At 24.0% G+C, this 3719-nt stretch carries 2 protein-coding genes; both read right to left on the reverse strand.

Features of this window, described 5'->3' with window-relative positions:
* Positions 1-2569, reverse strand: a 2569-nt coding sequence (locus tag BN1173_RS03255) for a PD-(D/E)XK nuclease family protein (protein WP_040236585.1), incomplete at its 3' end; no start/stop codon positions are given.
* A 4-nt stretch (positions 2570-2573) separates the two neighbouring features.
* Positions 2574-3719 (reverse strand): nicotinate phosphoribosyltransferase (locus BN1173_RS03260; RefSeq protein ID WP_040236587.1); only part of this gene is annotated, 1146 nt, incomplete at its 5' end.

The raw sequence follows: 3719 nt of genomic DNA on the forward strand, positions 1-3719 counted from the left end.
CAATATTATTTTTGATTTGCAATAATTTTGTTATGAATTCTTCTTTTATTTTTGTTTTTTTAATGTTTATGGGAATTATTCCTCTTTGAATTTGGTTTTCGATTATATTATTTATTCTTTCTAATATGTGTTCGTTAGTGTTATTTTTGATATATTCATGTATTGATATTATACTCATTAGTTTATAGTTGAAATTATCAATATCAATGATTTGTTCTTCTTGTTTCTCTTTAATATCATTAATATAACTTGTATCTTTAATTTGTACATTTAGTATTTCTTCATAAAAATATTTGTATGGATTGGTTATGGCTTTATTGATATTTTCTATATCAAGTGTAATTTGTTTATTTAATGCAAGTCTTTTTTGTTTGAAATTTGAAGATTGACCTTTTTGTAGTGATTTTGCAATGTTAAAAGCTTCTGTGTCATAGTTAATTAGGTAATTGGCTTTGTTATATTTAAAATATTCAGGATCATAATTTTCATTTGGGTGTGTTTCGATTTTTATATCTAATCCTGTATCTTTGATGTGATTTATTATTTTGTTTATTATTTTAGGATTATTGATATCTGGATTTAGATATTGGCTTTGTGAGTAATAAAGATACAATTTTTGTGATGCTGCAAAAATTATTTTAATTAGGTTTGAAATATTTTCTTGTTCCAGATTTATATAATCATAGTATTCATTTAATAAATCCATATTATCAAAATAAATATTTGAGTCTAATTCGTGAGTTCCTAAAAAATGAATTTCGGATTTTTGTAGATATTCAATTTTATCACAGCTTGCTACAAGTATACCTGTACTTTTATTATTTAATTGATGTGTTTTTTGTGTTATGGTGTCTTCAAAGATTGCTTTAAATAGTGAAAAATCAACTTTTTTTTCTTTGATTTTTATTATGTAATCTTTATAAAGATTTTCATTAGCATCTTTTGAAAAAGTTTTTAGGTATTGTATTTTTGTACTTATATATGCATCAATTCTATTTTCGTCATCAAGCTTAATATATTTGTCTATAAATATATCTATTATTTCTGCCCATTCATGTATTGTGTATTTTTGGTCTTTAAAATACATGATATCTTCATATAGGCTTCTTATTATGCTTATTAATTTTATTATTGATTCTGGATCTTGAAAGTTTATATTTTCATTACAATTGTTGCATTCATATTTATCATTAAAGATTAAAGACATTAAAAATCTATTAAATCCATCTTCCCATGAGTTTAAAAAATTTTGGTCATAGGATAATTTTTCTTTATGTGTCTTGTTCATGCCAAAATTTATATTCATAGCATCACTAAATTTAATTAGATATTCTAATTCATTTGTTGAAATATTAAATTTATTCATTACTTTTATGTTACTTAAAAATTCAATTATTTCTTTTCTGTTAAAATTACTAATAGTTCCTCTATTTGAAATGAATAATTTCATTAATTGTTTTAATGCTATTATGCTTTTGCTCTTTAAGATATCTTGAGAATCTAGAATAGTAAAAGCAAGTTCGTATTTACTTAAAAGTTCTTCGATATATGGTAAATACATGTCCATATCTTTTGCAAGATAGGTTATCACTATATCATTTATGTTAATATTGTTATTTTGTGTTGAATGTAGGATGTTATTTATTAAAATTTCTACTTCTCGTTTTTTTGTTTTTGCTTGTATGATTTTAAAACTATCGTCCAAATTTGATAGAGGTGTATCTTTAATAATATTATTTTTTAAACTTGATAAGAAGTTTATTTCGTTAAATGATTGAATATCAATTTCTTTTGTGAGTTGTATGTTTGGTTGCAATTTGGTGATTTTTATTGGTATTAGTTCATTTATAAGATTAGAGTGAATTTGTGTTATATCTTCGAATACTAATTCATATATTGTGATGTTGAAAATTTGTTGCAGAGAGTGAAGAATTTTCCTGTCAATTTCTCTACTCTCTCCAATTATTATTATTCTTTTTGTTTCAATATCTTGTTTGGTATTTGTTATTTCTTTTTCGATTTTTTCTTGTAAATCAAGAATATTGATTTGATTTACAAATAGTTTTTCAAATATTTCTTTTTGTATTGACTCATAGTAATGTTTATTTTTATCTTCAAATAAAAAGTTATTTGATCTCCAAGTATCAATTAGATATGAAAATTTAGAGTAGTATTTGTGAAATAGGTTAATCATTTTTGATGCAAATGCATATCTGTTTTTTGTTGATTGAAATTGTGAGGTGTTTTGTGTTTGATTATCTTTTAATATATAGTATAAAACTAATGTTTCTGTTTCTGTATAAAAAAGCAAAGTATTGTTTTCTAAAAATTTTTTTATATTTGGATTTTCTATTGAAATATTATATATCGTTTTAATAGTGTTGTGTTTGATATTGAGATTATATGAAATCCCATTTATGGTTGCTAGATATTTTTTGATTTCATCACTTAAAATGTTATTTTTGACAAGGATAATAGTTTCTTTTTTAAATAAATTGTCATTTCGAATTAGCTCGTTAACTTTATTGTAAATATTACTTATTTTGTTTGTTTTATATATCTTGTACATGGAATTATATTATATTATTTGCTTTAGCAAGTGTGTTTTTTAAATTTTTTAATTTTTCAGTAATACTTACTTTGTATATATGTGGGTTTATGAGTCTTTTATAGGTATGATCAATTTTTTTAAGATCATTTTGAACATTTACCCTTATATTTTCTAATTTTAATTCGTCGGGTTGGAGGATATTGCCGTTTTCAAAAATTGTATGTATTAAAAATTCGAAACTATCGTAAGTTTTTATTTCTTTAAAAGTATTATCTTGTGTAGGATGAAAGATTGTAAATTGTTTTTTTAAATTTAAAATTTTTTTTATCTCTTCTTCTTCTTCTTTTAAAAAAATTAGGTCAAAAATCATTTGGTTGTTTGAATATATTCTAACAACTCCTTTTTGAGAAGGTAGTGTTGCTTTATCAATGTTATTTGATATTTTCATTTTGGGGATAAATTTGCCATTTTGTTGAATAGATATCATTTTATATACTCCCGAAAGATTAGATTCTCCTTTTGCTGTAACCAAATTTGTTCCAACTCCCCAACAGTCAATGGGAGCATGAATTGAATTTAGATACATAATAATTTCTTCGTCAAGTTCATTTGATATTATAATCTTTACATCAAATAGTTCATTATCATTCAATTTTATGTCAAAGTTCTCTTTTAAATATTCAAGATCTTTACTGTCAATTCTAACAGAAAAATTTTTTTTCCCTTGGTTTTGTAATTGTTTAAAAATTTTTATTGCGTTCTTAAGTCCGCTTTTTAGAGTGTCATAGGTATCAATTAATAAATTGACATTATTTGGATATGTTTTTGCATATTCCCAAAAAGCTTCTTCTTCGTTTGGGAAACTCATTACCCAACTATGAGCCATTGTGCCAATTATAGGAATATTATATTTATATCCTGCAAGCACATTACTTGTAAAATTAGCACCTCCTATATAAGCAGCTTTGCTTGCTGAGAGTGCGCCATTAATTCCTTGTGCTCTTCTAAGTCCAAGTTCTGCTAGATTTTGAGCACCAGCTTCTTTAATTCTTGCCGTTTTTGTTGCAATTAAGCTTTCAAAGTTTATTGTGTTTAATACTAGTCCTTCTATTAGTAAAAGTTCAATTAAGTTTCCTTCAATTATTAGTATGGGTTCATGAGGAAAAAC

The organism is Borrelia crocidurae, assembly GCF_000825665.2.
Taxonomy (GTDB): Bacteria; Spirochaetota; Spirochaetia; order Borreliales; family Borreliaceae; genus Borrelia; species Borrelia duttonii.